The 6536-nt window shown below is 66.5% G+C and carries 7 protein-coding genes; 2 read left to right on the top strand and 5 right to left on the bottom strand.

All coding sequences use genetic code 11. The annotated features are described in order from the left end of the window. The 5 genes from AX681_RS09710 to AX681_RS09690 form a co-directional block, all read right to left on the bottom strand. Positions 1–400 (bottom strand): amino acid kinase family protein (locus AX681_RS09710; protein ID WP_443026344.1); only part of this gene is annotated, 400 nt, incomplete at its 3' end. A 379-nt stretch (positions 401–779) separates the two neighbouring features. Next, positions 780–1694, bottom strand: coding sequence for an alpha/beta hydrolase (locus AX681_RS09705; protein ID WP_066656542.1), 915 nt, complete (start codon positions 1692–1694; stop codon positions 780–782). Positions 1695–1765: 71 nt separating this feature from the next. Further along, positions 1766–2554, bottom strand: coding sequence for a MipA/OmpV family protein (locus tag AX681_RS09700; RefSeq protein WP_066656545.1), 789 nt, complete (start codon positions 2552–2554; stop codon positions 1766–1768). A gap of 77 nt (positions 2555–2631) precedes the next feature. Next, complete coding sequence (gene obgE, locus AX681_RS09695; protein ID WP_066656548.1) at positions 2632–3681, bottom strand: GTPase ObgE; 1050 nt, start codon at positions 3679–3681, stop codon at positions 2632–2634. A gap of 2 nt (positions 3682–3683) precedes the next feature. Then, a complete protein-coding gene (locus AX681_RS09690) occupies positions 3684–4316 on the bottom strand; it encodes a TetR/AcrR family transcriptional regulator (RefSeq protein ID WP_066656551.1) in 633 nt (210 codons plus the stop codon). A 47-nt stretch (positions 4317–4363) separates the two neighbouring features. Between AX681_RS09690 and AX681_RS09685 the strand changes: the two genes are divergently transcribed. Together AX681_RS09685 and AX681_RS09680 are read left to right on the top strand one after the other, a co-directional pair. Beyond that, on the top strand, positions 4364–5224 hold the full coding sequence (locus AX681_RS09685; protein ID WP_066656595.1) for a metal-dependent hydrolase: 861 nt from the start codon (positions 4364–4366) through the stop codon (positions 5222–5224). 119 nt (positions 5225–5343) lie between these two features. Continuing rightward, complete coding sequence (locus AX681_RS09680) at positions 5344–6528, top strand: efflux RND transporter periplasmic adaptor subunit (RefSeq protein ID WP_082737809.1); 1185 nt, start codon at positions 5344–5346, stop codon at positions 6526–6528. Positions 6529–6536: the final 8 nt, after the last annotated feature.

The following is a 6536-nucleotide window of genomic DNA, read 5'->3' as shown; positions in this document are numbered from 1 at the left end:
CGAGGCTGAGCAGGCGGCCCAGCGTCGCGGCGGCGTTGAGGTAGCGGCGGCGATCCTCAAGATCGTCGAGCGTGACCAGCATCTGCGCGGCGGTGAGGCCGTTGGCGGCGAGCACCTCGGCCCAGACCTGGCTGAGCGCGATCTGACCGGTGGCGGCGGCGGCCTGCGCATCCTCAAGGCTGGCGCGGCCGCCCTTGGGCAGGTTGAGGCGGCGCGCACCGAGCGCGATGGCACCGGAGGACACGACCGCAACCTGCTGCCCCGCCTGCACCCGCGCGGCGATGTCGGCGGCGATCCCCTCCAGCCAGCCGCGCCGCACGCCGCCATCCGGGTCGACGAGCAGCGCCGATCCGATCTTGACGACGAGGCGCGGGCAGGAGGCGGGCGGGAAGAGGTTCATCGCGCGCGGCATACAGGCGCGGCGGGCGATGTGGGAAGTGGAGAAGTTTATGTGGGGCTAAAGGTCGAACTTCACCCCGTTTGTGCTGAGCTTGTCGAATCACCAGCCCTGTACTCAGCGAGGACCGGATATGGCCCTTCGCCAAGCTCAGGGCGAACGGGCAAGCGGATATGCCGCTGACGACGCTATTGCGGACGCATCCGTTTGTTCACTCCGTCATCCTGAACTTGTTTGAGCATCCACATCTCCGCAGGCGGCCGAGCAGCGAGTGGAAGAGTGGATGCTGAAACAAGTTCAGCATGACGGGGGGATGGAAGTTTCCTACCCAGTTTCAGGCATTCAGCCCTCGCTTCAGAAGCGGCCGCTACGGCCTAACAGCCTAAAACCGCCTCTTCAGCCACGCATCAACGATAGGCGTCGCGGGGTAGTCGGCTTGTCCCAGCTTGCGATTGATCTCCGCATGGCCGATCAGGCCACGTCCCTCGATCCGCGTGACCTGCGCCGGGGTGCCGGCCTTGCGCAGCGCGGCGCCGAGGCCTTCGGACTGGCGCTTGCCGTCGTCGCGGTCGACATGGAGGATCAGGAAGGCCGGGGCATTCGGCCCGGCGGCGTGGAGGGTGGGGGACAGCGCTTTCTGCCGCGCGGGATCGCTGCCAAACGCCTGGACATAGGTGTCGTGCATGAACTTCCCGCCGTCCGCGATCTGCGCGGCGACGTCGTAGGCAGCGCCATCGAGCGGGATCACGCCGCGAATGTCGCTGAGCGCAAAGCCGGCGGCGCGGGCGTAGCGGGGGTCGGTGCCGACCAGGGCGACAAGGTGTGCGCCGGCGCTGTGGCCCATCAGCACCATGCGCGCGGGATCGATATTGAGTTTGGCCGCATTGCTGCGCAGCCACGCAAAGGCGCTGGCGACATCGGCGGCTTGATCCTCGACCTTTGCGGCGGGGACTAGGCGGTAGTTGACCGAGGCGACGGCATAGCCCTGTTCGATGAAATGCGTCACCTTGGCCGCGCCGGTCGCGTTGCGCTTGTCGCCGCGCTTCCAGCCGCCGCCATGGACGAAGATCACGATCGGCGCGGGTTTCGCCTTGTCCCTAGCCGCCCAGAAATCCAGTTTCTGCAGCGGATCGGTGCCGAAACTATGTTCGACCATCCCTTCCGCCGGCGCCTCGGCACCGCGGGCGGCGGCGCGTTCGGCTATCCGCTCCGCCAGCCGCTCGCGAAAGCGCTGCGCGTCGGCTGCCGGAGCGGCAACCACTGCGACTGCGGTGAGCAGGAGCATCAACCTGACCATCTTGTCCCCCCGACGTTGTGACGCAGGAGTTTGTGCCAGATCGTTGCTGAACCGCAACTGTCCGGCTTTGGTTACTTTCCGCCGAAGGTATAGCTGAGTGCGAAACCGACCGAAGGCTGGCTGCGCGATCCCGCCGCCCGGACGTAAGGCGAGCGCCCGGCGTCGCCGATCAGATGATCGTAGCGCGCATATGCGCTGAGCCCGATCCGCTTGTTGAGCTGGCGCAGATAGCCGGCGGCGAGGCCGGCACCCTCGACCCCGCCGTCGGGGTGGAACTGGGCGAGGCCGGACGCCGCGCTGTCGGCTGCGGTGATGCCATACCAGGCGCGATGGTACTTGCCGTCGGCGAGCGTCACGCGCGGGCCGAGCGAGAACAGCCATTTGTCGCCGTCGCGGAGGATGTAATCGGCGCTGACTTCCCCGACCAGGCCGTCATGGCCGCTCACCGCCTGACGCGCTTCGGCGCGGACACGGATGTTCTTCGCGAGATAGGTCTGGGCAAAGCCGCCGATCTCGAAGCTGAACCCGACTTCGTGGAGGGGCACGCCGATATCGGCCGCCTTGCGCTTGCCGCGAAAGCCCAGGGCGGGGCCTAATTCGACGCCGCCGACTTCGACGACCGGAAAGCCAAAGCTCTCATCGGGCGCTTCAAACTCGAACGGGTCATCGCCGCGCGCGCGGGAGACGTCGAAAAACGGGCCGAAGGACAGGTGATTGGCGCCGGGCGTCTTGGGCGAAAGCTGCGGGCCGATATAGACGCGCGTGCGCATCGGTTCGCGCTTCGGTTCCGCTGCTTGCTCCTGCGCGGCGGCGGGGATGGCGATCGCGATCAGGGCGAGCGGGGCAAAACGATACAGCATGGCGCACAATCTAGGCGATTGCGGCACGAGCGCCAGTCAGTCGCTTGCGAAAATCGCGTCGTGCAGGGTGGTGGCGTTTAGATCGGCGACCACTCCACCGGCTCTTCGCCCTCGTCATCGTCGCTGACGCGGGCATGGTCCGGGCCGATCGCTTCGAGCAATTTGTCGAGCACCCAGTCGACGCCGACGCCGCTGGCACCGCTGATCGGGATGACCTCGGCACCGCTCGCCGCTTCGAGCTCGGCGGAGAGGGCGGCGATCAGCTCGTCGTCGAGCGTGTCGATCTTGTTGAGCGCGATGATGATCTTCTTGTCGAGCAGCCCGGCACCATAGGCTTCGAGCTCGTCGCGGACGATCCGGTAGCTGGTGGCGACGTCTTCGTCATTGGCGTCGACCAGATGCAGCAGCACCTTGCACCGCTCGATATGGCCGAGGAAGCGGTCGCCAATCCCGGCCCCTTCCGCCGCGCCCTCGATCAGGCCGGGGATGTCGGCGATGACGAATTCATTGCCCTTGTGTCGCACCACGCCGAGCTGGGGGCGGGTGGTGGTGAAGGCGTAGGCGCCGACTTTGGCCTGAGCGTTGGTCACGGCGTTGATGAAGGTCGACTTGCCGGCATTGGGCAGGCCGACAAGGCCTGCATCGGCGAGCAGCTTCAGCCGCAGCCAGACATACATTTCCTCGCCCGGCCAGCCGGTGCCGTGCTGGCGCGGGGTGCGGTTGGTGCTGGTCTTGTAGCTGGCATTGCCACGCCCGCCATCGCCGCCCTTGAGGAACACGATACGCTGCCCCGCCTCGGTCAGGTCGGCGAGCAGGGTGCGCTCCTCGTCATCGGCCAGGATCTGCGTCCCGACGGGCAGCTTGATCACCAGATCCTCGCCACCCGCGCCGGTCTTGTTGCTGCCCGAACCGCCATGGCCGCGCTCGGCGCGGAAATGCTGGGTATAGCGAAAGTCGATCAGCGTGTTCAGCCCGGGCACCGCTTCGAAGATGATGTCGCCGCCCTTGCCGCCATCGCCGCCGTCGGGGCCGCCATATTCGACATATTTCTCACGCCGAAAGCCGACGGCGCCGCCGCCGCCCCAGCCCGATTTGATGTAGATTTTTGCCTGGTCGAGAAAATGCATGATTAAATGTCCTGGCCCCACATCTTCTGGAAGCGGGGCGATCCGGTGAGCTGGCGCAGGGCGATTTCGCGCGCGGCGCCGCGGGGGAGGTCGAGCGAGCGGGCCAGCTGTTCGCCGAGCAGCGCGTCGCCCATCGCCATGAGAACCAGGCTGAGCGTGTCTTCGCGCAACGCGGTGCCGGTATCTTCGCCCTCCACCGCCGCGATCTGGTCGACCAGGCCGTGGATGACTTCGAGGATCGGATCGAGCGCATCCTCATTGCCCGACAGGATCATCCAGCTGGCCAGCGCACCTGCGCCGGATTTGTCGAATGCGTCGAAGGCGAGATCGACCACCTCACGCGGCTTGTCCTCGGTCGGCGCGGCCCCGTCGGCGCGCGCTTCCTGAATCAGCCGAACGATGCGCGCGCAGACGGTCTCCGCGAGGCTGCGGGCGAGCGCGCGCTGCAGCCCCGCCGCCGAACCGAAATGGTGCAGCAGATTGGCGTGCGTGCGCCCGATGCGCGCGGCGACGGCCTTGAGGGTGACGGCCTGGGGGCCAGCCTCGATCAGGATCGCACGCGCAGCCTCAAGCGCGGCGTCACGTGATTCTTCGGGGCTGAGCCGACGGCGTTCGGAGATGGGTGTTATTGACATTCGTGTAAGTAAGCGTTAGGTCCCTGCCAAAGCCTTGGAGCAAAATGATGTCGAACGCAAAGACTCCCGCTGACCTTACCATCACCCCGCGCGACCGCCGGTTCGGGCGCGGCCAGCAGCAGGACCGTCTGTGGCTGGGCGGGGACGTGACCGCGACCGCATTCTACAATGCGCTGTCGGTGACCTTCCCCAAGGGCGAGGCCTATTTCATCGAGAGCGTGAAGGCGTTCCGCGACGGCGTGGACGAGAAGCTGGCGCGCGAGATCAAGGCGTTCACGGTGCAGGAAGTGGTGCATAGCCGCGAGCATGTCGCGTTCAACAAGCGCGTGCTCGATCATGGCTATGACATCAGCCGGCTGGAATCGCGCGTGGATCAGGTGCTGGAGATCGCGCGGTCGCGGCCCAAGATCGTTCAGCTCGCCGCGACGATGGCGCTGGAACATTATACCGCGATCCTGGCGTCCGAGCTGATCCGCAACCCCAAGCATCTCGCGGGCGCGGACACGGAAAATGCCGATCTGTGGCGCTGGCACGCGCTGGAGGAGATCGAGCACAAGGGCGTCGCCTATGACACCTATCTCCATGCGACGCGCGGCATGAGCCGGTGGAAGCGCTGGAAGATCAAGTCGCTGACGATGCTGCTGATCACGGTCACCTTCTGGAAGCACCGGATCGAGGGCACGCTGGACCTGATGGCGCAGGACGGCGTCACCGGATGGCGCGCCAAGGCGAAGGTGGCGAAGTATCTGCTGGTGTCGCCGGGTATCGTCACGCGGATGATCCCGGCCTGGCTGAGCTATTTCATGCCTGGCTTCCACCCGTGGAACCATGACGACCGCGCGCTGATCCAGAAGGTGGAAAGCGACTATGCCGCGGCGGTGCTGCCGCGCGGAACCGTGGCCGCCTGAGCACGTTCTGACTCTCTCGATCAATTACTGAACGAGAAATATCAGAAATTATCCGTTCCGGGGTTGAAACCGCTTTTCCGCCTCCCCAATTGCTGCAGCGCAATAAGGGGAAATACGATATGCGTGTCCTGGCAGGCTTTGTGGCGCTGGCGGCTTTGAGTGCTTGTGGTGGCGGACAGCCGCCCGCCGCGCCGCCCCCGCCCGAAGTGATGGTGGCAACGCCGCTCCAGCGCGAAGTGGTCGATTGGGACGATTATACCGGTCGCTTCGTCGCGCCCGAGGATGTCGAGCTGCGCGCGCGGGTCAACGGTGTCATCACGGCGGTCCATTTCCGCGATGGCCAGGATGTCCGCAAGGGCCAGGCGCTGTTCACGATCGATCCGCGTCCCTATCGCGCCCAGCTGATGCAGGCGCAGGCGCAGATCGCCCGGGCGCAGGCTGCGCTCAACAATGCCCGCCAGGTTACCGCGCGCAGCCGCGCGCTGGCGAGCGCGCAGGCGGTGAGCGCCGAGGAACTGGAGGCGAATGTCGCGGCCGAGCGCAGCGCCGCCGCTGACCTTGCAGCGGGCCGCGCCGCCGCATCGCAGGCGATGCTCAACCTGGGCTTCACCACCGTGCGCGCGCCGTTCAGCGGGCGGGTGTCGGACCGCAAGGTCAGCATCGGCGATTTCGTGGCGGAGGGGCAGACGGTGCTGACCCGCGTCGTCTCGCTCAACCCGATCTGGTTCGAGTTCGAGGGGGCCGAGGCCTTCTACCTCAAGAATCTGCGGCAGGATCAGCGCGGCGAGCGCGGGTCGTCGCGTACCACCGCCAACCCGGTGCAGATCCAGCTCGCGGACGAGAATGAGTATCGTTGGAACGGCCGCATGGCGTTTCTCGACAATGCGGTGGACCCCAATTCGGGCACGATCCGCGCGCATGCCGTGGTGCCCAACCCGACCGGCTTCCTGACGCCCGGCATGTTCGGTCGTGCCCGCCTGCTCGGTTCGGGCAGCTATCGTGCGATGCTGGTTCCCGACGAAGCGATCGTTACCGACCAGACCCGCCGCCTCGTCTTTGTCGTGAGCAAGGATAACAAGGCGACCCCGCGCGTGGTCGAAGTTGGCGCGAAGGCCGAGGGGCTGCGCATCGTCCGCGATGGTCTTGCGCCGACCGACCGGGTGATCCTGACCGGCGTGGGACGGCTTCAGCCGGGCGCGCCAATCACGCCCAAGGCCGGCAAGATCACGCCCGACCCGACCAAGCAGGCCGCGCCGACCCGCCCCATCGATCCGCCGGCTTCGGGCCAGGCGACCGTCCAATAAGGGGCGCG

Origin of the sequence: Sphingomonas sp. CCH9-E2 (assembly GCF_001557215.1) — a bacterium.
Taxonomy (GTDB): domain Bacteria; phylum Pseudomonadota; class Alphaproteobacteria; order Sphingomonadales; family Sphingomonadaceae; genus Sphingomonas.
The sequence above is the reverse complement of the archived record's forward strand: the minus strand, read 5'-3'. Positions and strand labels throughout refer to the sequence as shown.